The following is a 23,335-nucleotide window of genomic DNA, read 5'->3' as shown; positions in this document are numbered from 1 at the left end:
CCATAAATGAACAGAAAACGAAAAAGTGTTTAATGTTTTTGTTTTCTGTTCTAGAATTGACGGCAGAAGAAAACCCTTCGCTGTTGCGGCGAATTCCATTTCCTTGGAGACAAACATGAAATTTGAAGACCTGATCCTCGTCAGCGTGGACGACCATGCGATCGAACCGCGCGGCGCTTTCGACCGCCACATGCCGGCCAAATTCAAGGGCCGCCAGCCGCGGGTGGACAATATCAAGGGCCGCGACGTCTGGGTCTTCGAAGACCGTGCGACCGGCTACATGGGCCTGAACTCGGTGGTGGGGCGCCCCAAGGACGAGTACGGCATGGAACCGCTCTCCTACGAGCAGATGCGCCGCGGCACCTGGGACATCAAGGCGCGCGTGGACGACATGAACGCCAACGGCGTGCTCGGCTCGCTGTGCTTCCCGACCTTCCCGGGCTTCGCTGGCCAGCGCTTCCAGGTGATGAACGACAAGGAAGTCAGCCTGGCGGCGATCCAGGCCTACAACGACTGGCACCTGCACGACTGGTGCAATGCCGCGCCCGGCCGCTTCATCCCCCTCATGATGGTGCCCTGGTGGGACATGCAGGCCGCGGCGGCCGAGGTCAAGCGCCTGGCAGCCCAGGGCGTGCATGCGCTGACCTTGTCCGATAACCCGACCGTGCACGGCTACCCGTCGATCCACAACGACCACTGGGACCCGCTGTGGAAGGCCTGCGCCGACAACGACGTCGTCATCTGCTGCCACATCGGCACCGGCGTCAAGGCCGCCCATGCCTCGGACGAATCGCCGATCGACGCCTGGATCACCTCGATGCCGATCTCGATCTCGAACTCGGCGGCGGACTGGATCTGGGCGCCGATGTGGAAGAAGTATCCGAAGCTGCGCATGGCCTTGTCGGAAGGCGGGATCGGCTGGATTCCCTACTTGCTCGAGCGCGCGGACTTCACCCACAGCCACCACCACGAGTGGACCAACTCCAACTTCGGCGGCAAGAAGCCGAGCGAGATCTTCAATGAGCACATCATCACCTGCTTCATCGAAGACGCTTTCGGCCTGAAGAACCTGGATTCGATCAACGTCGACAAGGTGACTTGGGAATGCGATTACCCGCACTCCGACTGCACCTGGCCGAATTCCGCGGACGTCTTCTGGAAACAGGCGCAGCACCTGTCGGACGAGGTGATCAACAAGATCACCCACCTGAACGCGATGCGCGAGTTCTCCTACGACCCCTTCGCGATCCTGGGACGCGAAAACTGCACGGTCGGCGCGCTCAAGGCGCAGGCCACCCACGTCAGCATCGAGCCCGCGCTCGGCCTGGGCGGCGCGGCGCCGGAGCGCGATCCGACCCGTCCGGTGACCTCGGGCGACATCAACAAGATGTTCGCCGCCGCCGACGCCCAGACGGCACTCTGAGCGCACGCCGGCGCAGGCCGGCATTCGTCGCTGCGCGCCCGGCTTGCGCGCGCAGCGGTCGATCCACGCCCATTCGAACCATGAGCGACCATGTCCATTGACCAGTTCACCTACAGTCCCATTCCGCCGGAGGCGGAGGCAATCCGCGCGGAGGTGCGGAGCTTCCTCGCCGACGTGCTGGCCGAGGTCCCGCCGACCCGGCGCGCCGAATCCTGGATGGGCTTCGATGCCAACTTTAGCCGCCGCCTGGGCGAGCGCGGCTGGATCGGCATGGCGCTGCCGAAACGCTATGGCGGCGCCGATGCCAGTCCCTTCGCACGCTATGTGGTGATCGAGGAATTGCTGGCGGCCGGCGCGCCGGTGTCCGCGCACTGGTTTGCAGACCGCCAGAGCGGTCCCCAGATCCTGCATTACGGCAGCGAAGCGCAAAAGGATTTCCACTTGCCGGCGATCTGCCGCGGCGAGCGGTTCTTCTGCATCGGCATGAGCGAGCCGAACTCCGGCTCGGACCTGGCCTCGATCAAGAGCAGCGCACGGCGCGCCGGCGACAAATGGATCGTCAACGGCCAGAAAGTGTGGACCACGAACGCCCAGCGCTCGCACTACATGATCGCCTTGCTGCGCACCGATCCCGACAGCCGGCGCAACGAGGGCCTGTCGCAGTTCATCATCGACCTGTCGCTGCCCGGCATTACGATCCGTCCGATCAAGGACCTGACCGGCGCCAGCCACTTCAACGAAGTCTTCTTCGACGATGTGGAACTCGAGGCCGGCGCCCTGATCGGCACCGAAGGCCAGGGCTGGGCCCAGGTCACGGCCGAACTGGCGTTCGAGCGCAGCGGGCCGGAACGCTTCCTGAGTTCGATCGCGCTGCTGCAGTCGCTTGTCGGGACGGTCGGCCCCGAACCCGACGCGCTGCAGGCAAGGGAGATCGGGCGCCTGACGGCGCGGCTCATCAACCTGCGCCAGATGTCGCTCGCGGTCACCGCACACCTGGCGGCCGGCCGCAACCCGGCCTGGGAAGCCTCGGTCGTCAAGGATCTGGGCACCAGCTTCGAGCAGGAGATCCCGGAGATGGCCCAGGCGCTGCTGGACGTCGCACCCGCGACCCGCGGCGGCAGCGAGCATGCGCGCATACTGGCCTACCTGATGCAGGAGGCTCCTTCATTTTCACTGCGCGGCGGTACGCGCGAAATACTCCGCGGGATCATCGCGCGCGGACTGGGAATGCGTTAATCATGAGACAAATGTTCGATTCGACGGTCGAGCGCCTGTTCGCCGACCTGGCCAGCCCCGCAGCGGTGCTGGCGTGCGAGGACGGCGCCTGGCCGCAAGCGATGTGGGCGGCTGTCGAGGAGTCCGGCTTTCCGCTGGCGCTGGCGCCCGAGGCGCTGGGCGGGGCCGGCGCCAGCTGGGCCGACGTGTGCGGCGTGATCCGCCTGGCCGGGCGCTACAACCTGCCGCTGCCGCTGCCGGAAGCGATGCTCGCCAACTGGCTGCTGGGCGCGGCCGGGCTGGCGCCCGCCGCCGGCGCCGTCAGCGTCGGGGGCGCCGGCTCGCTGCGCCTGCAAAACGGTGTGGTGAGCGGCGAAGCGCTCGAGGTGCCCTGGGGCGACGCCGTACCGCTGGTGGTGGCGGTGACCGGCGGCCCGGAGCCGGCCGTGGTACTGCTGCCGACCGAGGCGGCCAGCCGGCGCGCTGGCGCCAACACCGCCGCCGAGCCGCGCGCGACGCTCTTGTTCCAGGACGTGGCGCCGGTGGCGCAGGCCAAACTGCCGCAGGGCTGGCCGGCCGATGTGCTGCTGCTGGGCGGCGCCATGGTGCGCGCGGCCCAGATCGCCGGTGCGCTGGAGGGCGTGCTGGCGCTGGCGAGTACCTATGCCGGCGAGCGCGTCCAGTTCGGCAAACCGATCGGCAGCTTCCAGGCGATCCAGCATCAGCTTGCGGTGCTGGCCGAGCACACGGCTTCGGCGGTCATGGCGTCCGAAGCGGCGTTCGCGGCGGCGGAAACGCGCATCGTCCGGCTGCAGGCGATCGCGGCCAAGATCTGCGCTTCCGAGGCGGCCGGCATCGGCGCCGGCGTGGCCCATGCCGTCCACGGCGCGATCGGCTTCACGCACGAACATACGCTGCACCTGAGCACGCGCCGGCTGTGGTCCTGGCGCAGCGAGTTCGGGTCGGCCAGCGCCTGGTCGCAGCGGCTGGGGAGGGCGGTTTGCGCCGCCGGCGCGGAAAATTTCTGGCCCGGCGTCACCGCCGGCCATTTCGACACCTTGCAGGAGCAGCGCGCATGAGCCCCTTCCTGAATATCGAGCGCGAGGACGCGATCCTGACCGTGCGCATGGACAGCCCGGAGACCCGCAACGCCCTGAGCACGCCATCCCAGATGCAGGAATTTGTCGATCTGTGCGCGGCGGTGCGCCTGGACCGCAGCGTCAAGGTGGTGATCCTGACCGGGAGCGGCCCGGCCTTTTGCGCGGGCGGCAACGTCAAGGACATGGCCGAGCGTGGCGGGATCTTCGCCGGCTCGCCCTATGAAGTCAGCGAAAGCTACCGCAACGGCATCCAGCGCATCCCCTTGTGCCTGTACAGCCTGGAGGTGCCGGTGATCGCGGCCTTGAATGGCCCGGCGATCGGCGCCGGCCTCGACCTCGCCTGCATGTGCGACGTGCGGATCGCGGCCGACAGCGCCAAATTTGCCGAGAGCTTCGTCAAGCTGGGCATCGTTCCGGGAGACGGCGGCGCCTGGCTGCTGCCGCGCATCGTCGGCATGCCCAAGGCCAGCCTGATGGCGCTGACTGGCGACACCATCGACGCCGCCACCGCCCTGGCCTGGGGGCTGGTGACCGAGGTGGTGCCGGCGGCGCAGCTGCAGGAGGCCGCGCTGGCGATTGCGCGGCGCATGGCCGCCAATCCGTCGCACGGGCTGCGCCTGACCAAGCGCCTGCTGCGCGAGGGTCAGCACATGCGGCTCGATTCGCTTCTCGAGATGTCGGCCGCCTACCAGGCGCTGGCCCATCACACCGAGGACCACGCGGAAGCGGTGTCGGCCTTCCTCGGCAAGCGCGAACCGCAATACAAGGGCTGCTAGGTCCGAACAACATCAGGAGAAGCAGCATGCGCAGTGTGTTCCGTGAAGACCACCACATGTTCCGCGAGATGGCCAGGCGGTTCATCGAGAACGAGATCGTGCCCCACTTGCCGGAGTGGGAGCATGCCGGCATCGTGCCGAAGTCCGTATGGCGCAAGGCCGGCGAGGTGGGACTGCTGTGCTCCACCGTGCCCGAGGAATATGGTGGCGCTGGCGGCGACTTCGGCCACTCGGCCGTGATGATCGAGGAACTGGCGCGCGTGAACGCCACCGCGATCGGCTTCACCACCCATTCCGAGATCGTGGCCCCGTATATCGTCGCGTATGGCAGCGAGGAGCAGAAGCAGCGCTGGCTGCCGAAAATGGTCAGCGGCGAGATGATCGGGGTGATCGCGATGAGCGAACCGGGCATCGGCTCGGACCTGCGCTCGATGCGCACCAGCGCGAGGGTTGACGGCGACGATTATGTGATCAACGGCCAGAAGACCTTCATCACCAACGGCGGCAACGCCGACCTGATGGTCACCGCCACCAAGCTGGACCCGGGCGCGAAGGAGCTGACCCTGATCTGCGTCGAGGCCGACCGTCAGGGCTTCTCGAAGGGCAAGCTGCTGGAAAAGATCGGTCTGAAAGGGCAGGACACCTCGGAGCTGTTCTTCGACGAAGTGCGGGTGCCGGCAGCGAACCGCCTGGGCGAGGAAAACAAGGGCTTCTCCTACCTGACTCACCAGCTGGCGTGGGAGCGCACCATCATCGGCCTGCGCGCCGCCGCCAGCATCGAAGCGCTGCTAGAGGACACGCTGGCCTACGTCCGCGAGCGCAAGGTGTTCGGCAAGCCCGTGTTCGACTTCCAGAACACCAGGTTCAAGCTGGCTGAATGCAAGGCCCAGGCCACGATGCTGCGTGTGTTCGTCGACGACTGCCTGGCCAAGGCCATGCGCGGCGAGCTGTCGGCCGAAGTGGGCGCGATGTGCAAGCTGCTCGGGTCGGAAATGCAGGGCAGGGTGCTCGACGAGCTGCTGCAGCTGCACGGCGGCTATGGCTTCATGAGCGAGTACAAGATCAGCCGCGCCTGGGTCGACGCCCGCGTGGCGCGTATCTACGGCGGCACTTCGGAGATCATGAAAGAGATCATCTCCCGCTCGCTGTAGCGCCGTAACACACGGCAGACCCGGCTCAGCCGCCGCTGGTCCGTATCAGGAACTGGCGGAAGGCTTCGCCCGGCTGCCCCAGCGGCCGGTCGCGGTGCCAGATCAGCCCCACCTCCATGTCGGGCACGACGTCGAGGATCGGGCGCGCCTCGATCTTCTTGCCCTCGAGCGACCAGTGGCGGTACACCATGTCCGACAGGATGCTGACTCCGAAGCCATGGGCGATCAGGCCGCGCAGCGCCTCCATCGAGCTGGTGCGGAAGGCGATGTGCGGCTGCACGCCGCGCGCTTCCCAGTAGCGCCGCGTCGACTCCTCGCTTTCGTCCACCGTCACCTGGATATACGGGTAGGCCGCGATGTCGGACAGGGCGGCGTTGTCCTTCCCGAGCAGCGGATGGTCGGCCGCCATCCACAGCTGGCGGCGCGAGCGCACCAGCACATGGTGGCCGAAGCGTTCGCGCTCGGGAAGGTTCGACAGGATCACCACGCCCATGTCCAGCCGTCCGGACTCGACTTCGTCTTCGATGGCATGGCGGTGCATGTCGGCCAGGTCGATCTCGACAGCGGGATACTGGTCGCGGAAGCGCGCCAGCAGCGGCGGCAGGAAATAGCCGAGCAGGGTGTAGGAGGCGCCCACCCGCAGCGGGCCCGCCAGCTGCAGGGCCGGCAGGTGCTGTTCGCGCAGGCAGTCCGCCAGCGAGTCTAGGATGCCGCGCGTGCGGTGGTAGAAACGCTGGCCGTCGGCGGTGAGGGCTACCCCATGCGGCTTGCGATCGAATAGCCGCACGCCCAGTTCCTGTTCCAGCAGCAGCACCGCGTTGGTGATCGCCGACTGCGATACGTGGGCGCGCGTGGCGGCCATCGAAAAGCGGCCGGTCTCGGCGGCGGCCACGAAGTAGCGCAACTGGCGCAGGCTGACGTTATCGGTGCCGGGCATGCGTTTTTCTGATACCTGGGCTCATGATTTTTGATTTTACGATAGTTGCACAGTTTTGTAGACTCTGTTCATAAAAATTCTTGACGGAGACACCGCATGAACTCGCCGCTAACGCCTGCCGCCGGACTAGCGCTACGCGCCGTCGCGCTCGACGACAAATACACGGTCGACCAGGGACGCATCTACCTGAGCGGGGTGCAGATGCTGGCGCGCCTGCCGATGCTGCAGAAAGAGCGCGATCTCGCTGCGGGCCTGAACACGGGCGGCTATGTGTCCGGCTACCGCGGCTCGCCGCTGGGCGGACTGGATCTCGCGCTATGGAAGGCGAAGAAGCACCTCGACAGCCACGACGTGGTATTCCAGCCCGGCCTGAACGAAGACCTGGCGGCCACCGCGGTGTGGGGCACCCAGCAGGTGAATCTGTACGACAGCGCCACCCGCGACGGCGTGTTCGGCATGTGGTACGGCAAGGGGCCGGGCGTGGACCGTTCGGCCGACGTGCTCAAGCACGCGAACGCCGCCGGGACCTCGGCCAGGGGCGGCGTGCTGATGCTGGTCGGCGACGACCACGCCGCCAAGTCGTCCACCGTGGCGCACCAGTCGGAACACCTGCTGGTCGCCTGCGGCATTCCGGTACTGTATCCGTCCAGCGTGCAGGAATTCCACGACTACGGCCTGCACGGTTGGGCGATGAGCCGCCATGCCGGCCTGTGGGTGGCGATGAAATGCGTGACCGACGTGGTGGAATCCTCGGCGTCGGTGGAGATGGACCCGCAGCGCCTGCGCATCGTGGTGCCGGATACGCCCCTGCCCGAGGGCGGCCTTGGCATCCGCTGGCCCGACGGCCCGCTCGAGCAGGAGGCACGCCTGGTCGAACGCAAGTGGTATGCCGCCCTCGACTACGTCCGTGCCAACAAGCTGAACCAGGTCGTACTGGATGCGCCCGATGCGCGCTTCGGCATCGTCGCCGCCGGCAAGGCCTACCTCGACCTGCGCCAGGCGCTGGCCGACCTCGGCCTGGACGAAGCGGCCTGCCGCGCCATCGGCATCCGCATCCTGAAGGTCGGCTGCGTCTGGCCGCTGCACGCGGACGACGTGCGCGAATTCGCGGCCGGGCTCGAGGAAATCCTGGTGGTCGAGGAAAAGCGCCAGGTGCTCGAATATGCGATCAAGGAGCAGCTGTACAACTGGCCCAACGATCGGCGTCCGCGGGTGTACGGCAAGTTCGACGAGCGCGGCATGGAGGGCGGGGAATGGACCTCGCCGCGCGGTGAATGGCTGCTGCCCGCGCGCTACGAGCTGTCGCCGGCGCTGATCGCCAAGGCGGTCGCGCGCCGTCTGGGCCAGGCCGGCCTGCCGCAGCAGCTGCGCGCCGCGATCGACGCGCGCATCGCCGTGATCGAGGCCAAGGAGCGCGAAGCGGCGCGGCCGCGCGTGACGGTGGAGCGCAAGCCGTGGTTCTGCTCCGGCTGCCCGCACAATACCTCGACCAGGGTGCCGGAGGGTTCGCGCGCGCTGGCCGGCATCGGCTGCCACTACATGGCCTTGTGGATGGACCGCCGCACCGAGACCGTGGCCCAGATGGGCGGGGAGGGCGTGAGCTGGCTCGGGCAGATGCATTTCACGCGCGACAAGCACGTGTTCGTGAACCTCGGCGACGGGACCTATTTCCATTCCGGCCTGCTGGCGATCCGTGCGGCGATCGCGGCCAAGGCCACGCTGACCTACAAGATCCTCTACAACGATGCGGTCGCGATGACCGGTGGTCAGCCGGTGGACGGTAGCTTGAGCGTGCCGCAGATCGCCCAGCAGGTGGTGAGCGAAGGTGCGGTACGGGTGCTGGTGGTGAGCGACGAGCCGGGAAAATATGCCGCGCGCACCGGTCTGCCCGACGCTGTGACGGTGCACCATCGCGACCAGTTCGACGCCTTGCAGCTGGAGCTGCGCGAAGTCGCCGGCGTATCGGTCATGATCTACGACCAGACCTGCGCCACCGAAAAGCGGCGCCGGCGCAAGCGCGGCGACTATCCGGACCCGGCGCGGCGCGCCTTCATCAACCCGGCGGTCTGCGAGGGCTGCGGCGACTGCTCGGTCGCGTCGAACTGCCTGTCGGTCGAACCGCTCGAGACCCCTTACGGCACCAAGCGAAGGATCAACCAGAGTTCGTGCAACAAGGATTTCTCTTGCGTGAACGGATTTTGCCCGAGTTTCGTCACCGCCGAAGGCGCCCAGCTGCGCCGGCCCCGCATTGCGGCAGCCGCCGCCGAAGCGCCATCCGTGCCGGAACCGGTGCAAGCCCCGCTCGAGGGTGTCTGCGGCATCGTCGTGCCCGGCGTGGGCGGCACCGGCGTGGTGACCATCGGCGCGCTGCTGGGCATGGCGGCCCATCTGGAAAACAAGGGCGTCAAGGTGCTCGACATCACCGGCCTGGCGCAGAAAGGCGGCGCGGTGCTGAGCCACGTGCAGATCGCGGCGCATCCGGACAGCATCCATGCGACCCGCGTGCCGACGGGTGAAGCGGCCCTGCTGATCGGCTGCGACGCGATGGTGGCGGCGTCCGGCGACGCCTTGTCGCGGGTGCGGCGCGGCCGGACCCGGGCCATCGTCAACAGCGCGTCGGTGCCGTCGGCGGCCTTCCTGTCGAATCCCGACTGGACCTTCCCGGGCGCGGCGGCCGAGGGCGACCTGCGCACCGCCATCGGCGACGCCTGCGAGTTCGTGGACGCGAATGCGCTGGCCCTGCGCCTGTTCGGCGACACGATCTACGCCAACCCGCTGCTGCTCGGCTACGCCTGGCAAAAGGGCTGGGTGCCGCTGGGACGCGCCGCGCTGCTGCGCGCAATCGAGTTGAACGGCGTGGCGGTCGAGAAGAACCAGCAGGCGTTCGAGGTCGGCCGTCTGGCGGCGCACGATCCGGTTGCTTGCACTGCACCCGCCACCCCAGCCGCGCAGGCCAGGCTGCTTCCGATGCCGGTGACGCTGGACCGCCTGATCGAGCAGCGGGTCGAACTGCTGACGGCCTACCAGAATCCTGCCTATGCTCTGCGTTACCGCGCAGTGCTGGAGCGCCTGCGCAAGGCCGAGGCCGAGGTCGACCCCGGCGGGAGGCTGGCGCTGACGGAAGCGGTGGCGCGCAACCTCGCCAAGCTGATGGCTTACAAGGACGAATACGAAGTAGCGCGCCTGCATAGCGCCCCCGAGTTCCTGGCCGAGCTGCGCAGCCAGTTCGAGGGCGAGCCGGGCAAGGACTACCAGCTGCATTTCCACCTGGCGCCGCCGATGACGGCTGCGCGCGATGCTGTCGGCAGGCTCGTCAAGCGCCGCTACGGCCCCTGGATGATGCAGGCGTTCTCCGTCCTGGCCCGCTTGAATGGCTTGCGCGGCACGCTGCTCGACCCCTTCGGCAAGACCGCCGAACGGCGCCGCGAGCGCGCACTGGTCGAAGACTACTTCGCCATGCTGCGGCTGTTCTGCGAGACCTTGACCCCGGATCGGCTCGACACTGCCCTTGAGCTGGCGCGTTTGCCGGAAAAGATACGTGGTTACGGCCACGTGAAGGAAAAGGCCATGGACGCGGCGGCGGAACGGCGTGCGCGCCTCATGGCGCTCTATGGGGCTTCGGCCCCCCATAACAAGACTTGAAGGAGATAGGCATGAAAATACTGGTACCAGTCAAGCGCGTGGTCGACTACAACGTCAAGGTCCGCGTCAAATCCGACGGCAGCGGTGTCGATATCGTCAACGTCAAAATGTCGATGAACCCCTTCGACGAGATCGCCCTCGAAGAAGCGACCCGCCTGAAGGAAGCCGGCAAGGTCACCGAGATCGTGGCCGTGACCTGCGGCGTGACCCAGGCCCAGGAAACCCTGCGTACCGGCATGGCCATCGGCGCCGACCGCGGCATCCTGGTCGAGACCAGCGCGGAAATCGAGCCGCTGGGCGTGGCCAAGGTGCTGAAGGCCCTGGCCGATAAGGAGCAGCCGCAGCTGATCATCCTGGGCAAGCAGGCGATCGACGACGATTCGAACCAGACCGGCCAGATGCTGGCCGCCCTGCTGGGCTGGCCGCAGGCGACCTTCGCCTCGAAAGTCGTGCTGGAAGACGGCAAGGTTACCGTGACCCGCGAAGTCGACGGCGGCCTGGAAACCGTGGCTTTGAGCCTGCCTGCCATCGTCACCACCGACCTGCGCCTGAACGAGCCGCGCTATGTGACGCTGCCGAACATCATGAAGGCCAAGAAGAAGCCGCTCGAGACCATCAAGCCGGAAGACCTGGGTGTGGACGTGACCCCGCGCCTGAAGACGCTGAAAGTGTCGGAGCCGGCCAAGCGTTCGGCCGGCATCAAGGTGCCGGACGTGGCGACCCTGGTAGCCAAGCTGCGTACCGAAGCCAAAGTCATCTAATTTAGGATAAAAAACATCATGGTCGCACTCGTCATTGCAGAACACGACAACGCCTCGCTGAAGGGCGTCACCCTGAACACCGTCACCGCCGCTTCGCAGTGCGGCGGCGAAGTCCACGTCCTGGTCGCCGGTTCGGGCTGCGGCGCCGTTGCCGAGCAGGCTGCGAAGATCGCGGGCATCTCGAAAGTGCTGGTCGCCGATGCGCCGCATTTCGCCGACGGCCTGGCCGAGAACGTCGCCGAGCAGATCCTCGCCCTTGCAGGCGCCTATTCGCACATCCTGGCCCCGGCTTCGGCCTACGGCAAGAACATCCTGCCGCGCGTGGCCGCCAAGCTGGACGTCGCCCAGATCTCGGAAATCACCAAGGTCGATGCGCCCGACACCTTCGAGCGTCCGATCTACGCCGGTAACGCCATCGCCATCGTGCAGTCGGGCGACAAGGTCAAGGTCATCACCGTGCGCGGCACCGGCTTCGATGCCGCAGCCGCCGAAGGCGGTTCCGCCGCCGTGGAATCGGTAGCGGCCGTCGCCGATTTCGGCAAGTCGTCCTTCGTCGGCCGCGAGCTGGCCAAGTCGGACCGCCCGGAACTGACCGGCGCCAAGATCGTCGTCTCCGGCGGCCGCGGCATGGGCTCGGGCGACAACTTCAAGATCCTGGAGCCGCTGGCCGACAAGCTGGGCGCCGCCATGGGCGCGTCGCGCGCCGCGGTGGACGCCGGCTACGTGCCGAACGACTGGCAGGTCGGCCAGACCGGCAAGATCGTCGCTCCGACCCTGTACATCGCCGTCGGCATCTCGGGCGCGATCCAGCACCTGGCCGGCATGAAGGACTCGAAGACCATCGTCGCCATCAACAAGGATCCGGAAGCGCCAATCTTCTCGGTGGCCGATTATGCGCTGGTCGGGGATCTGTTCGAGGTGGTGCCGGCGCTGGTGGCCGAACTGGGATGAAGAGGGAAGGGCGCGTGATACGAACCGCGCCTCGAATACCGTCGTTCCCGCCCGTGCGGGAACGACCTTCTATGCTTGCGTGTACTTGCTCGCCACCACTTCCGGATCGAACACTTCCTGGGGCGTGCGCACGCTCGGACCCAGGATCGGACCGACCAGCTCGTGGCCCCAGGTCGACAGCTTTTCGGGATTGAGTTCGAAACCGTCGTCGTCCCACGGCTCGAGCTCGGCGATGCACTCGATGGCGAAGCCGGACGGCGTGAAGTGGTAGAAGGACATGTGCGGGTCCTGGGTATGCTGGCCCAGGGTCATCATCATCTGCAAGCCCTTCTTGCGTACCAGGTCATAGGTCTCGCCGACGTCGCGCACCGAGTTGACGGTGATGCCGACGTGCTGCACGCCGGCCTTGCCGGGGCCGAAGCCGTAGGCGATGTCGTGGCTGGTATGGTCGTTGAGTTTGGCGCGGAAGAAGCCGGTCTTGCCCTTGCCGGCGCCGGCGCCGTAGTAGCGCATGCCCATCACGACGGTCAGGAAATGTTCGAGCTCGGGCCCGAATTCCGGCGTGATCAGGACCACGTGGCCGACCCCGCGCTCGCCGCAGGTAAAGCCGCCGTGGGGGCGGCCGGGCTGGAAGGAACGCGGCATCCATTTCTGTGCGTAGAACAGCTCATGCTGGTAGCCGACCGGATCGCGGAAGCGCACCAGCTCCTTGACGCCGCGGCGCTCACGCAAGGCTTCGTCGGCGACGATGAGCTCGACCCCATGCTCGCGAAAGCGTTCGACCGCCGCCTGGAATTCGAGTTTCCCTTTTGCTTCCCAGCCGATGTAGGCCAGCCGGTCTATCTTCCCCGGGTGAAGGGCGATCCGGTGGCGCCGGTCGTCCATCCTGAAGTACAGCGAGTCCTGGTCGCCTTCGGGGGCGGGGCCCGTCTGGAAACCCATCACCTGGGGGCCGTATTCGCGCCAGGCGTCCAGGTTGGCAGTCTCGAAGCCGAGGTAGCCGATGCCGATGATGTCCACTTGTCTCCTCCTTTGTTTATGAGCTGTGCGTGAGCGCTAGATGGCCAGCAGGCCGCCGTCGACGACCAGGTCCGAGCCGGTCATGAAGCGGGCTTCGTCCGATGCCACGTAGAGTGCGAGCGAGACGACTTCCTCCGGCTCGCCGGGGCGGTCCTGCAGCACGCCGTCGAGGATGATGCGGCGCGTGGCCGGGTTGTCGACGAAGGCCGCGGTGCCGGGCGTGCGCACGAAGCCGGGGCTGATGCTGACCGCGCGGATGCCCAGCGGCGCGCCTTCCACCGCGAGCTGACGCGTGAAGGACACGACCGCGCCCTTGGCCGCGCTGTGGGCGCTGATCCCGGCCGCGCGCGAGCCGCCCCAGGCCGCTGTCGAGGCGATATTGATCACCACACCCCCTTGCATCGCCAGGTATTTCCAGGCGACGCGGGTGGTGAAGAAGATGAGGTCCAGCTCATTGCGGATGGTGTAGTGCCAGTCTTCCACCGACATCTCGCCGACCGGCCCGAACTTCGCCGCCGAGGCATTGTTGTACAGGATGTCGATGCGGCCGCATTCCTCGGCCGCGGCCTCGACCCAGCGCCTGGCCTGCTCGTGGTCGCCGAGATCGATGGGGGCGCTGCCGCGCAGCCTGTAGCCCTCGGCCGCCATCAGGCGCGCCGTTTCCTCATGCCCGGCACGGTCGACGTCGCTGCCGACCACGGTCGCGCCTTCGCGCGCGAAATGCAGGGCCGCGACACGGCCCTGGCCGCCGCCAGTGCCCGTGATCAGGGCGACCTTCCCAGCTAATCGGTTCATGGTAAGGGCCCAGGGCTCAGGACTGCGGCTGGATGATGATGGCTTCGGCCGGGCAGGCGGCGGCGCCTTCGCGCGCGCTCTCCAGCAGCTCGTCGGGGACGACATCGCTGTCGACGTAGGCGATGCCGCCGGAATCGAGCTTGTAGATCTCGGGGCAGATGGCGGCGCAGAGGCCGTAACCGCAGCAGCGGCTGCGTTCGATGATTACGCGGTGAAGCACTTGATCGCTCATGATTCGTCTCTTTAATAATTGTCCGGCCGCGTCGACCGTGAGACGATTATGCACACAAATCAAAAAACTGTCACGTTTTGTGCGATCAGAACAGGATGTTGCCGACCTTCGCCGCCGCCTTGCTCAGTGACTGGCCGAGCTTCGCGACCTCGGCGTCGGCATACTGGCCGCGGAAGGTCACCGCCGACATCGCGTAGGCAATCGCACCGGTACGGTCGTCCACCGGCGCCGCGACCGCGAGGATACCCGTCGAAAAATAGCCATCGTCGACCGCCCAGCCATTGGCGCTGGCATCCGCCACCTGGCGCTGGTAATCCTCGAAGCGCAGCGGACGCGCCCAGCGCACCTTGTCGAACACGGCGCGCAGGCGTTCCGCGTCGAGGCCGAGCCTGGCGGCGAACAGGCGTCCGCTGGCGCCCATCAGTACCGGCAGGCGCTGGCCGATCGCCATGTCGATGCGCAGGTCGCCCGGACTGGTTTCCGAGCTGACCAGCACGATCCGGTCGTTGCCCATGCGCCGCCACAAGGTAACCGTGACGTGGTGCGCGGCGGCGAATTCCTGCATCAGCGGGCGCACGACGTCCAGACGCTGGCCCTGCGTGACGAGGTGCTCGACCAGCTTGGCCAGGCCCAGCCCGGTGGTATAGGTTTTCGAGAGCGGGTCGAAGTCGAGCATCTCTTCGGCCACCAGGGTGCGCAAGGTGTTGAAGCAGGTGCTCGGATTGATCGACAATTCGCGTGCGATGTCGGATGCGCGCTCCGGCGAACCGGAGGCGGTCAGGAAGCGCAGGATGCGTACCGCATTCACGACCGGCTTGACGGTCACGCCGGTCGAGGAATCGGATAGGTCGTCGTTGCTGGTAGCGCTAGGCATGGAATGCTCCGGAAAATGCAATTCTAATATTAGAATCATTCCGGAGCAAGCGCCGCGCGGCGCAGCAGTATGCCTTATTCGCGCACCAGCAGGAGGCTGCCGGCCAGCGGACCGCCGCCGGAAGCGACCACCGAGACCTGGTGCGGCTTCACCTGGCGCGCGCCGCCGCGATTCCACAGCTGGGTGCACGCTTCGTGCACATAGCCGAGGCCGTGGGTACGGCCACCCGACAACTGTCCGCCATTCGTGTTCACCGGCAGCACGCCGTCTAGGGCGATGCGGCTGCCGCCTTCGACGAAGCGGCCGCTTTCACCGCGCGGGCACAGGCGCAGCGCTTCCATCCACATCATGGTCAGGATCGAGAAGCCGTCGTACAACTGGGCATTGCCGACATCGCCCGGCTTGAAGTCGGTACGCGACCACATCATGTCGGCGGCGTCGCAGGTGGCCATTGCGGTCAGGTCGATCTGGTCCCAGGACCACGGCTGGCGCAGGGCGGAACCGATCGCTTCGATACGCACCGGCGGATTCGGAAGATCCCTGGCCGCATCGGCGCGCGACAGGATGATGGCGGTCGAGGCATCGCAATGGACGTCGCAGTCCAGCATGCGCAGCGGCGTGGAGATCATGCGCGAGGCCATGTAGTCGTCCATGCTCAAGGGCGTGCGGTAGATCGCCTTCGGGTTCAGGGCCGCGTTGGCGCGGCAGGTGAGGGCGATCTGCGCCAGCTGTTCGGGCGTGGTGCCGTATTCGTGAAAATGGCGCTGCGCATACATCGCCATCAGATTAATCCCGGACAGCACATTGAACGGCGTGTACCACTGCCAGAAGAAACTGCTGTCGCGCCCGACGGTCTTGTTGGTCAGCGCACCGGCCCCCTTGTCGGTCTGGCGCCGGCTTGCTTCTGTAATGGTGCGGAACACCAGCACGTGGCGGCACAGTCCGGCCGCGATCGCCATTGCGCCGTTGATGACGCCGGCCAGCGGCCCCGGTCCTTCATAGCCGCCGCCGAACCAGTTGACCTTCAGGCCGAGCGTGCCGATCAGCGCGTTCGGCCCGACCGGGGAAAATGCATCGCCGTTGTTGTTGTCGCCCGGCCAGCAGGCCACGCCGTCGATATCGTCGCGGCTCAAGCCGGCATCGCCGATCGCTTCCAGGCAGGCGTCGATCGTCAGGCGCATCGCCGACTTCGCCGACGGGCGGCCCACTTCCGACTGGCCGATGCCGGTGATCGCCACGTCTTTCTCAAAGATCCGGTCGAACATCATGCAGCCCTTTCGAACAATGGGAGCCAGACATCCTCGACCTGCTCGAAACGGACCTGGACCGGCATGCCGATCGCGACCTGGCCCGGCTCCGTGCCGACGATGTTGCTCACGAAACGCAAGCCCTCCTGGTCGGCCAGCTCGACGATGGCGACCACGTAGGGCAGCTGCAGGTCCGGGCGCCAGGGCTGGTGGTTGACGGTATAGGTGAGCACCTTGCCGCGTCCGGAAACCGCGCGCGGCCCGACGGCCATGCTGAGGCAGCGCGGGCAGATCGGCGCCGGCGGATGGAAGAAGCGTGCGCAGGCATCGCAATGGTGCATCTGCAGCCTGCCCTCGGCGCCGCCTTGCCAGAAGGCCCGGTTGTCGGGAGTGAGTGCGGGGAGTTTTCTAGTCATGCCTTGGCCTCCGGCGAGTGCTGATGAACTATCGGTGGGAAGATTCTACAACTATGTAGACAGAAATTGAAAATATGTTTAAAGTTTTCAGCAAGGCGCACCCTCAAACCTAGCACAGAAGAAAGACTCCGCCATGCCGCAGCGACTCGATTCCCGTAATTTCGTAGTAACCGGCGGCTTCGGCGCTCTGGGGCGTGCTGTCGCCGAACGGCTGCTCGCCGAAGGCGCACGCGTCGCCCTGCTGGACCGGGCGCCGGCACCTGGCGGCCTTCCCGGCGGCGTGCTGGCGTTCGGCGGCGTCGAACTGGGCCAGGAGACCGCCTGCCAGGCGGCATACGCGCAGGCCGTCGAGGCTCTCGGCGCAGTCGACGGCGTTGTCAACGTGGCCGGCGGCTTTACCTGGGAGACGGTCGAGGGCGGCGCCCTGGCGTCCTGGGACCGCATGTACGAAACCAATCTGCGTAGCGCCGTGGCCAGCTGCCGCGCGGCGCTGCCGCACCTGCTGGCCGGTCGAAATGGTCGAACGGACGGACGCATCGTCAACGTGGGCGCGGCCGCGGCGCAGAAGGCGGGCATGGGCATGGGCGCGTATGCCGCGTCCAAGGCCGGCGTGGCGCGCCTGACCGAAGCACTGGCGGAAGAACTGAAGGACCGCGGGGTCACGGTGAACGCCGTCCTGCCCAGCATTATCGATACGCCGGCCAACCGTGCCGACATGCCGGACGCCGACTTCAGCCGCTGGGTGGCGCCCGACAAGCTGGCGGCGGTGATCGCCTTCCTGCTGTCGGACGACGCTTCGGCGCTGACCGGCGCCAGCATCCCGGTCAACGGCCGGGTGTAGCAAGCCACGGCGCGCCCGTGGACACATATAACAAAGGACGGAGACAGGAATGAGACTGGTTACTTACCGCGACGCATCCGGGACCATGCGCCCTGGCGCCTTGATCGAATCCGACACGGCGATCGTCGACCTGAGCAAGGCCGCCAGCGCCACTGGCCTGGGTGGGTGGCCGGCCTTCGCCAGCATCCTGGCGCTAGTCGAGGCGGGCGACGAAGCCATGCAGGAGGCGCGCCGCCTGGTCGCGCGTGCGCCCGCGGGGGCGGTCGTCGAGCGCGCAGCGGTGAAATTGTGCGCACCGATACAGCCGCCGCCGCAGATGCGCGACTGCTCCTGCTTCGAACTGCACCTGAAGCAGAGCTTCGCGGCGGCGCGCCGCGCCCGCGTGGCCCACCTGCCCAATCCCGAGGAAGCGCTGGCGCAGATGAACACCCGCGCCGACGAGCGCGTGATCGCCACCTTCAACCGCCAGCCCATCTATTACAAGTGCAACCGCTTTGCCGTGGTCGGGCCGGACGAGGATGTGATCTGGCCTTCGTACAGCAAGGCGATGGATTTCGAACTCGAATTCGCCTGTTATATCGGACGCAAGGGCAAGAACATCCCGCGCGACCGGGCACGCGATCACATCGTCGGCTACACCATCTTCAACGACATGAGCGCGCGCGACGCCCAGGCCGTGGAGATGGGGGGCATGCTGGGCCCGGCCAAGAGCAAGGACTTCGATACCGGCAACGTGATGGGGCCCTGCCTGGTCACCGCCGACGAGCTGCCCGACCCCTACGACCTGGGCATGATCGCCCGGGTCAATGGCGAGGAGTGGGGCAGGGGCAGCACGCGCGACATGCGCTGGCAATTCGAGGACGTGATCGAACATATCTCGCGTGACGAGACGCTGTACCCGGGCGAGGTGCTCGGATCCGGTACGGTCGGCAACGGCTGCGGACTCGAACAGCTGCGCTACCTGAAGCCGGGCGACCTGATCGAACTCGAGGTCGAGGGTATCGGCATCCTGCGCAGCCGCATCATCAAGCCCTGAACATCCCAAAGGAGACAAGCATGGTCGGAACCAGGAACGGCGCGGCGATCGACTTCGCCGAATTCAGGCAGGGCTGGCGCATCCTGCTGCTGGCGATTGCCGGCGTCATGATCAGCATTAATGCCGCACTCTTGTACGGCTTCGGGGTGCTGGTGATCCCCTTGCAGCAGCAGTTCGGCTGGGAGCGCCCAGCCTTGCAGGCGGCGATCAGCTTCCTGTTCGGCGGCGCGGTGATCGGCCTGCAGCTGGTCGGCTGGCTCAACCTGCGCTTCGGCATCAAGCGCGTCACCCTGGTCTCGCTGTTCACGATGGCGCTGGGCTACCTCGCCACCACGCAGATCAAGGGCTCGGTATGGTCGCTGTACGCCGCTTTCTTTTTGCTTCCCATCGTCGGCATGGGTGCGCTGGCGGTCACCTGGACCCAGTTGCTGAACCTCTGGTTCGTCCGTAACCGCGGCCTGGCGCTGGCGCTGGGCCTGTCGGGCACCGGGATCACAGCGGCACTCACGCCGCCGCTGTTCGCCTGGGGCGTTGCCAACTGGGGATGGCAGGCGCCGTTCGTGATCCTGGCGCTGGTCAACGTCCTGATCGGGGTGCCGCTGACCTTGGCCTGGTTCCGCCTGCCGCAGGCCCTCGCCGCGGCCGACCCTGGCGCCGCACCGCAAAGCGCCGCGGTGGCGCCGGCGCTGGCCGGCATGCGCTTTCGCGCCGCGCTGGCCTCGCCCAAGTACTGGATTTGCAACCTGGCTCTGTGCCTGGTGGTCTCGGCGGTGATGGGCATGGTCACCAGCACCGTGCCGATGCTGCGCGACCGCGGCCTGGCGCTGGCCAGCGCCACCCAGGTCTTCACCTGGTTCGGCATCGCGCTGGTGCTGGGGCGCCTGCTGGTCGGCTACCTGCTGGACCGGCTATGGCCACCGGCCGTGGCGGCCGTCAGCCTGGCCTTGCCGGCCGCCGGCGCCGCGATCTTCCTGTCGGGAAGCACCGACATGGTCCTGCTCAGCGTCGCCGCGGCGCTGGCCGGCCTGGGCGCCGGCGCCGAATTCGACATCGCGGCATTTCTCATCGCACGCTACTTCGGCCTGAAAGACTACGGCCGCATTTTCGGGCTGCACCAGGGCCTGATCACGGTGGCATCGGCCGGGGCGCCCCTCATGTTCGGCGCCATGTTCAGTGCGACGGGCGCCTACACGATGATGCTTGGCTACTGCGCGGCGAGCACGCTGGCAGGCTCGCTCCTGCTGCTCACGCTGGGGCGCAGCCCGCAGGCTGCGGTCCAGGCGCGCGCGGCCGCCTGAAACCTTTCCGAACAACGAGGAAGCAACATGTCGCTCAATTCAATCGTGATCGCCGGCGCCGGGCATGCCGGCGTACAGGTGGCGCTGTCCTTGCGGCAGGAGGGCTATGCCGGCCGGATCGCCCTGGTCAACGACGAACCCTGGCTGCCCTACCAGCGCCCGCCCTTGTCGAAAGCCTACCTGCTGGGGAAGATCGACGCCACGGCAATGCAATTCCGCCCGGCGCAGTTCTATATCGACCAGGGCATCGAGCTGGTGGCCGACCGCGGCGCCGCGATCGACCGCCAGAACCGCAGGCTGCTGCTGGCTTCGGGCCAGGCGCTCGACTACGATCACCTGGTGCTGGCCACCGGCGCCCATAACCGTCCGCTGAACGTGCCCGGCGCCACACTGGGCGGCGTGTTCGGGCTCAAGACCCGGGCCGACGCCGAGGCGCTGGCGCCGCTGCTGGCCCAGGCCAGGCGGGTGGTCGTGATCGGCGCCGGCTTCATCGGCCTGGAATTCGCGGCGGTCGCGGCGGCGGCCGGCGCCGCGGTCGAGGTACTGGAGCTGGGCGAGCGTCCGATGGCGCGCGCCGTGTCACCGCAGATGTCCGCGCTGTTCCGCGCGGCGCACGAGGCCTGGGGCGTCAACTTCCGCTTCCGCACCGCAGTCTCGGAAATCGAAGGCGACAACGGCAGGGCGGTGGCGGTGCTGGCGTCCGACGGCGAGCGTCTGGCGGCCGACCTGGTCGTGTACGGCATCGGCGTCGTCCCGAACGTAGCGCTGGCGCTCGAAGCCGGCCTGACCATCGACAACGGCATCACGGTCGATGCCAACCTCCTGAGCTCCGATCCGCACATCTCCGCGCTGGGCGACGTGGCCTCCTTTCCCTGCCTGCAGAACGGCGAACGGCTGACCCGCCTCGAATCGGTCCAGAACGCCGTCGACCAGGGCCGCCTTATCGCCGCACGCCTGGCTGGCAAGCCGGCGCCGTATACCGCCTTGCCCTGGTTCTGGACCGACCAGGGCAAGCTGAAGCTGCAGATCGCGGGGCTGGCGATGGGCGCCGACAATCACGTCGTGCTGGGCGACTCCGCCGCGCAGCAGGTCTCGGTGCTGTGCTTTGCCGGTGAACGCCTGCTGGCGGTGGAGTCCTGCGGACGGATCGGCGACCACATGGCGGCGCGCAAGATCCTGGCCCGCCCGCCGGCGCTGACGCCGGCCGTGGCGGCCGCACCCGGTTTCGAACTCAAGACGTGGGAAGCGCAGAATCGCTGAAGTCGCCCAGCCATGCCTGGTCGTCCAGGCACAGCGCATCGGCGCGCTCGCTGAAATCCCAGGTCGAGCCGACGATCCGGATCGCCTGCGGCGCGCGCTCGGGCTGCTGGGCGTAGCAGCGGCCCGTCAGGTGGGCATGCGGTTCGCGGTCGATGTCCTTCAGGCGTCCGAGCGAGATCAGGGCGCAGCGGCGCAGCACCAGGGCCGCTTCGGCTTCCTCGGCCGGCAAGGCGCCCAGCGCCCAGCGCGCCATCCCCTTGCGCATGTCGACCCCGGCATACGGCGCCGGCCCGAGGATCGCACTGCCTTCGACTTCCCACTCGAGCACCAGCACGCCGTCGCGCATCAGGCGCGCGGGCGCGCGTCCGTCGACGTGGCGCGGCACCTCGATGTCGTAGCGCCGGTAGCGGTCGCCGCGCGCGGCGGCGGCGATCGCCAGGCCTGCCAGGTCGAACATGTGGGTGCACTGCTGGGTCGCGTCGGTATGCAGCGTGACCGAATTGGCGATGCGGTCGAGGTGCATTCCAGCCAGGCGGTTCAGCTCCGGCGCGGCGCCCGGGCAGGCTGTGAAGGGATGGCGCGGCGTTTCCCCGCGCACCGCGGTGACGACGCCGCCGCGGTGGTCGACCACGACCCGGAAATGATGGAAGTCGTCCTCGAGGACGGCGCGCACCTGCCCGCCCTGCTGGTCCCGGCGGCCGGCCAGCTCGATGCGCCTGCGAAAGCGTTGCATGCGTGATTCCCGGTATGAGTTATTGGCTTGAATGTGTACAATAACAGAAAATATGTTCAAAAGTGAGGAGACTGGCATGGACCTTCTGAAAGACAAGGTGGCGCTCATCACCGGCGCCGGCGGCGGCATCGGACGCGGCGTGGCGCGCCGCTTCGCGCGCGAGGGTGCGGCGGTGGTGATCGCCGAGATCGACCGCGAAAGCGGCGCCCAGGTGGCGCGCGAGGTGCAGGAGCTGGGCGGCAGGGCGCTGTTCGTGCATACCGACGTGCTCCAGAAGGAATCCGTGCTGGCCGCGGTGGAGGCGGCGGTCGCGCATTTCGGCGGCCTGGACATTCTCGTAAACAACGCTTTCGTGCCGACCCCGAACGTCCTGCTCGAAGAAAAGACCGACGAAATGCTGGAGCAGACCCTGACCTCGACCGTCAAGGCCTGCTGGTGGGCGATGCGCGCCGCGCTGCCGCACATGCGCGCGCGCGGCGGCGGCAAGGTCGTGAACTTCTATTCGATCGACGTCGACATCGGCGCCTGGCTGCATGCCGACTATAACACCGCCAAGGCCGGCATCGTCGGCCTGACGCGCAGCGCGGCGGCTGAGTGGGGGCGCTTCAATATTACCGTGAACGCGATCGCGCCGACGGCGATGGGCGCGACCTTCCACAAGCTGGCGGCCGAGAACCCGGGATTCGCGGAGCGCTCGGCGGCGATGCGCCCGCTGGGTCGCTGCGGCGACCCGGAAGACGACATCGGCCCGGTGGTGGTATTCCTGGCCAGCGACATGTCGCGCTACGTCACCGGCGAGTCCTTCCACGTCGATGGCGGCTTGCACCTACCCGGCTATAACTCGCGGCCAGCCCATGTGGCGGTCAGGGATTATTGACGGTGTACACGGCAACTGGCGCCAGCGTCACCCGTCCCGCGAGCGGCAAGCGCAACCGGCGCGCCGAGTCGACCATCGCGTCGATTCTGGTGGCAACCGAAGCGATGCTGCTGCGTGAAGGATCGGAGCGTATTTCGATACTCGACGTGTGCGAGCTGGCGCAGGTGTCGCGCGGCACCTTCTACCGCTATTTCTCGTCGCAGGACGAGCTGCTGGACGCGTTCGCGCGCCACAAGCGCTCGTCCTTCCAGAAGGCCATGGCGGACGCCGTCGTCCCCTACGAGGAGCCGGACCAGCGCTTTCTTGCCCTGGTGCGCTACCTCGACGACTATGCGGCGCACGGGCAGGCACGGCTCCTGCTCCGCGCTGCCCCGGAGTACGCGCTGCGCCTGTTCGGGCGCTTGTTCCACGAGTCGCTGGTGCGCATCGATGAATTGATGCACGGCGTGTTCGATTCCTGGGATCTGCGCCTGGGCATCCGTATCGATCGCGAACTGATCTGCGAGCTGCTGATCCGCTGCGTGCTGAGCGAGCTGGTGGTGCCGAACAAGCGGCCGGAGGATGGCGTCCAGCGCATCGTCGCCTTCCTGTATTCGATCGTCGAATGCGAGTCGCGCGCAACGCTGAAAAAATAAAATTAAACACATTTGCCATTTCTGTCTATTTTTGGCATGATGGGTCCTGATGCAAAGCACCGACCGAGTGCAGACTGATGGAGACACCCAACGCCTGCGGTCGGGATAATCAATT

General features: G+C 67.0%; 22 protein-coding genes. 14 read left to right on the top strand and 8 right to left on the bottom strand.

From position 1 onward, the window contains the following. The first annotated feature begins 115 nt into the window (after positions 1-115). The 5 genes from ACFPO9_RS11585 to ACFPO9_RS11565 all read left to right on the top strand — a co-directional run bounded on the left by ACFPO9_RS11585 (position 116) and on the right by ACFPO9_RS11565 (position 5,665). A complete protein-coding gene (locus tag ACFPO9_RS11585) occupies positions 116-1,423 on the top strand; it encodes an amidohydrolase family protein (protein WP_379770782.1) in 1,308 nt (435 codons plus the stop codon). A gap of 90 nt (positions 1,424-1,513) precedes the next feature. Further along, a complete protein-coding gene (locus tag ACFPO9_RS11580) occupies positions 1,514-2,659 on the top strand; it encodes an acyl-CoA dehydrogenase family protein (protein WP_379770779.1) in 1,146 nt (381 codons plus the stop codon). 11 nt (positions 2,660-2,670) lie between these two features. Next, complete coding sequence (locus ACFPO9_RS11575) at positions 2,671-3,717, top strand: acyl-CoA dehydrogenase family protein (protein WP_379770777.1); 1,047 nt, start codon at positions 2,671-2,673, stop codon at positions 3,715-3,717. Beyond that, positions 3,714-4,514 carry a crotonase/enoyl-CoA hydratase family protein gene (locus tag ACFPO9_RS11570; protein WP_379770774.1) on the top strand — a complete coding sequence of 267 codons (801 nt, stop codon included), beginning with the start codon at positions 3,714-3,716 and terminating at the stop codon, positions 4,512-4,514. The genes ACFPO9_RS11575 and ACFPO9_RS11570 overlap by 4 nt, the downstream gene beginning before the upstream one ends. Before the next feature lie 26 nt (positions 4,515-4,540). Further along, on the top strand, positions 4,541-5,665 hold the full coding sequence (locus ACFPO9_RS11565) for an acyl-CoA dehydrogenase family protein (RefSeq protein ID WP_379770772.1): 1,125 nt from the start codon (positions 4,541-4,543) through the stop codon (positions 5,663-5,665). 25 nt (positions 5,666-5,690) lie between these two features. On the opposite strand, the gene ACFPO9_RS11560 is transcribed toward ACFPO9_RS11565, so the two are convergent. Continuing rightward, positions 5,691-6,602, bottom strand: coding sequence for a LysR family transcriptional regulator (locus ACFPO9_RS11560; RefSeq protein WP_379770769.1), 912 nt, complete (start codon positions 6,600-6,602; stop codon positions 5,691-5,693). Between the two features lie 96 nt (positions 6,603-6,698). On the opposite strand from ACFPO9_RS11560, the gene ACFPO9_RS11555 reads away from it, so the two are divergent. From ACFPO9_RS11555 to ACFPO9_RS11545, 3 genes are read left to right on the top strand one after another with little or no spacing between them, the layout of a single operon-like run. Continuing rightward, on the top strand, positions 6,699-10,244 hold the full coding sequence (locus ACFPO9_RS11555; RefSeq protein WP_379770767.1) for an indolepyruvate ferredoxin oxidoreductase family protein: 3,546 nt from the start codon (positions 6,699-6,701) through the stop codon (positions 10,242-10,244). Positions 10,245-10,255: 11 nt separating this feature from the next. Next, the gene (locus ACFPO9_RS11550; protein ID WP_379770765.1) at positions 10,256-11,005 is read left to right on the top strand and encodes an electron transfer flavoprotein subunit beta/FixA family protein; all 750 of its coding nucleotides are present in this window, start codon (positions 10,256-10,258) and stop codon (positions 11,003-11,005) included. 18 nt (positions 11,006-11,023) lie between these two features. Continuing rightward, positions 11,024-11,956: an electron transfer flavoprotein subunit alpha/FixB family protein gene (locus ACFPO9_RS11545; protein ID WP_379770763.1), complete on the top strand. Its 933-nt coding sequence runs from the start codon at positions 11,024-11,026 to the stop codon at positions 11,954-11,956. A gap of 69 nt (positions 11,957-12,025) precedes the next feature. On the opposite strand, the gene ACFPO9_RS11540 is transcribed toward ACFPO9_RS11545, so the two are convergent. The 6 genes from ACFPO9_RS11540 to ACFPO9_RS11515 form a co-directional block, all read right to left on the bottom strand. Then, entirely contained in the window at positions 12,026-12,976 is a 951-nt protein-coding gene (locus ACFPO9_RS11540; RefSeq protein ID WP_379770761.1) for a VOC family protein, read from the bottom strand. Positions 12,977-13,012: 36 nt separating this feature from the next. After that, positions 13,013-13,771: an SDR family NAD(P)-dependent oxidoreductase gene (locus ACFPO9_RS11535; RefSeq protein ID WP_379770759.1), complete on the bottom strand. Its 759-nt coding sequence runs from the start codon at positions 13,769-13,771 to the stop codon at positions 13,013-13,015. A 16-nt stretch (positions 13,772-13,787) separates the two neighbouring features. Further along, positions 13,788-14,003, bottom strand: a complete 216-nt coding sequence (locus ACFPO9_RS11530; protein ID WP_379770756.1) for a ferredoxin — start codon at positions 14,001-14,003, stop codon at positions 13,788-13,790. Positions 14,004-14,088: 85 nt separating this feature from the next. Further along, complete coding sequence (locus ACFPO9_RS11525) at positions 14,089-14,877, bottom strand: IclR family transcriptional regulator (RefSeq protein ID WP_379770754.1); 789 nt, start codon at positions 14,875-14,877, stop codon at positions 14,089-14,091. A 74-nt stretch (positions 14,878-14,951) separates the two neighbouring features. After that, entirely contained in the window at positions 14,952-16,145 is a 1,194-nt protein-coding gene (locus ACFPO9_RS11520) for a thiolase family protein (protein WP_379770752.1), read from the bottom strand. Then, a complete protein-coding gene (locus tag ACFPO9_RS11515; RefSeq protein WP_379770749.1) occupies positions 16,142-16,540 on the bottom strand; it encodes a Zn-ribbon domain-containing OB-fold protein in 399 nt (132 codons plus the stop codon). The genes ACFPO9_RS11520 and ACFPO9_RS11515 overlap by 4 nt, the downstream gene beginning before the upstream one ends. A 133-nt stretch (positions 16,541-16,673) precedes the next feature. On the opposite strand from ACFPO9_RS11515, the gene ACFPO9_RS11510 reads away from it, so the two are divergent. From ACFPO9_RS11510 to ACFPO9_RS11495, 4 genes are read left to right on the top strand one after another with little or no spacing between them, the layout of a single operon-like run. Next, positions 16,674-17,381, top strand: a complete 708-nt coding sequence (locus tag ACFPO9_RS11510; RefSeq protein WP_379770747.1) for an SDR family NAD(P)-dependent oxidoreductase — start codon at positions 16,674-16,676, stop codon at positions 17,379-17,381. A gap of 49 nt (positions 17,382-17,430) precedes the next feature. After that, positions 17,431-18,417, top strand: a complete 987-nt coding sequence (locus ACFPO9_RS11505) for a fumarylacetoacetate hydrolase family protein (protein ID WP_379770745.1) — start codon at positions 17,431-17,433, stop codon at positions 18,415-18,417. Between the two features lie 20 nt (positions 18,418-18,437). Further along, a complete protein-coding gene (locus ACFPO9_RS11500; RefSeq protein WP_379770742.1) occupies positions 18,438-19,715 on the top strand; it encodes an MFS transporter in 1,278 nt (425 codons plus the stop codon). A gap of 27 nt (positions 19,716-19,742) precedes the next feature. Then, positions 19,743-20,975: an NAD(P)/FAD-dependent oxidoreductase gene (locus tag ACFPO9_RS11495; RefSeq protein ID WP_379770740.1), complete on the top strand. Its 1,233-nt coding sequence runs from the start codon at positions 19,743-19,745 to the stop codon at positions 20,973-20,975. On the opposite strand, the gene ACFPO9_RS11490 is transcribed toward ACFPO9_RS11495, so the two are convergent. Continuing rightward, complete coding sequence (locus ACFPO9_RS11490) at positions 20,947-21,708, bottom strand: DUF2889 domain-containing protein (protein WP_379770738.1); 762 nt, start codon at positions 21,706-21,708, stop codon at positions 20,947-20,949. The genes ACFPO9_RS11495 and ACFPO9_RS11490 overlap by 29 nt on opposite strands. 76 nt (positions 21,709-21,784) lie before the next feature. Here ACFPO9_RS11490 and ACFPO9_RS11485 point away from each other — a divergent pair, with 76 nt between their 5' ends. Both ACFPO9_RS11485 and ACFPO9_RS11480 read left to right on the top strand, forming a co-directional pair. Next, positions 21,785-22,585 (top strand): SDR family NAD(P)-dependent oxidoreductase, encoded by an 801-nt coding sequence (locus ACFPO9_RS11485; protein ID WP_379770736.1) that lies wholly within the window; start codon positions 21,785-21,787, stop codon positions 22,583-22,585. Positions 22,586-22,587: 2 nt separating this feature from the next. Next, the gene (locus tag ACFPO9_RS11480) at positions 22,588-23,220 is read left to right on the top strand and encodes a TetR/AcrR family transcriptional regulator (RefSeq protein ID WP_379770733.1); all 633 of its coding nucleotides are present in this window, start codon (positions 22,588-22,590) and stop codon (positions 23,218-23,220) included. Positions 23,221-23,335 lie beyond the last annotated feature (115 nt).

This window comes from Massilia aerilata (assembly GCF_042656905.1).
GTDB classification, from domain to species: Bacteria; Pseudomonadota; Gammaproteobacteria; order Burkholderiales; family Burkholderiaceae_D; genus Telluria; species Telluria aerilata.
Note: the sequence above shows the minus strand (reverse complement) of the source record. Positions and strands in the feature narration are given on the sequence as shown.

Coding starts and splice junctions, on each gene's coding strand:
- ACFPO9_RS11570 (WP_379770774.1), top strand. CDS start 3,714: ATGAGCCCCTTCCTGAATATCGAGCGCGAGGACGCGATCCTGACCGTG.
- ACFPO9_RS11500 (WP_379770742.1), top strand. CDS start 18,438: ATGGTCGGAACCAGGAACGGCGCGGCGATCGACTTCGCCGAATTCAGG.
- ACFPO9_RS11550 (WP_379770765.1), top strand. CDS start 10,256: ATGAAAATACTGGTACCAGTCAAGCGCGTGGTCGACTACAACGTCAAG.
- ACFPO9_RS11510 (WP_379770747.1), top strand. CDS start 16,674: ATGCCGCAGCGACTCGATTCCCGTAATTTCGTAGTAACCGGCGGCTTC.
- ACFPO9_RS11520 (WP_379770752.1), bottom strand. CDS start 16,145: ATGATGTTCGACCGGATCTTTGAGAAAGACGTGGCGATCACCGGCATC.
- ACFPO9_RS11575 (WP_379770777.1), top strand. CDS start 2,671: ATGTTCGATTCGACGGTCGAGCGCCTGTTCGCCGACCTGGCCAGCCCC.
- ACFPO9_RS11515 (WP_379770749.1), bottom strand. CDS start 16,540: ATGACTAGAAAACTCCCCGCACTCACTCCCGACAACCGGGCCTTCTGG.
- ACFPO9_RS11580 (WP_379770779.1), top strand. CDS start 1,514: ATGTCCATTGACCAGTTCACCTACAGTCCCATTCCGCCGGAGGCGGAG.
- ACFPO9_RS11585 (WP_379770782.1), top strand. CDS start 116: ATGAAATTTGAAGACCTGATCCTCGTCAGCGTGGACGACCATGCGATC.
- ACFPO9_RS11505 (WP_379770745.1), top strand. CDS start 17,431: ATGAGACTGGTTACTTACCGCGACGCATCCGGGACCATGCGCCCTGGC.
- ACFPO9_RS11490 (WP_379770738.1), bottom strand. CDS start 21,708: ATGCAACGCTTTCGCAGGCGCATCGAGCTGGCCGGCCGCCGGGACCAG.
- ACFPO9_RS11560 (WP_379770769.1), bottom strand. CDS start 6,602: ATGCCCGGCACCGATAACGTCAGCCTGCGCCAGTTGCGCTACTTCGTG.
- ACFPO9_RS11530 (WP_379770756.1), bottom strand. CDS start 14,003: ATGAGCGATCAAGTGCTTCACCGCGTAATCATCGAACGCAGCCGCTGC.
- ACFPO9_RS11535 (WP_379770759.1), bottom strand. CDS start 13,771: ATGAACCGATTAGCTGGGAAGGTCGCCCTGATCACGGGCACTGGCGGC.
- ACFPO9_RS11485 (WP_379770736.1), top strand. CDS start 21,785: ATGGACCTTCTGAAAGACAAGGTGGCGCTCATCACCGGCGCCGGCGGC.
- ACFPO9_RS11555 (WP_379770767.1), top strand. CDS start 6,699: ATGAACTCGCCGCTAACGCCTGCCGCCGGACTAGCGCTACGCGCCGTC.
- ACFPO9_RS11545 (WP_379770763.1), top strand. CDS start 11,024: ATGGTCGCACTCGTCATTGCAGAACACGACAACGCCTCGCTGAAGGGC.
- ACFPO9_RS11565 (WP_379770772.1), top strand. CDS start 4,541: ATGCGCAGTGTGTTCCGTGAAGACCACCACATGTTCCGCGAGATGGCC.
- ACFPO9_RS11495 (WP_379770740.1), top strand. CDS start 19,743: ATGTCGCTCAATTCAATCGTGATCGCCGGCGCCGGGCATGCCGGCGTA.
- ACFPO9_RS11525 (WP_379770754.1), bottom strand. CDS start 14,877: ATGCCTAGCGCTACCAGCAACGACGACCTATCCGATTCCTCGACCGGC.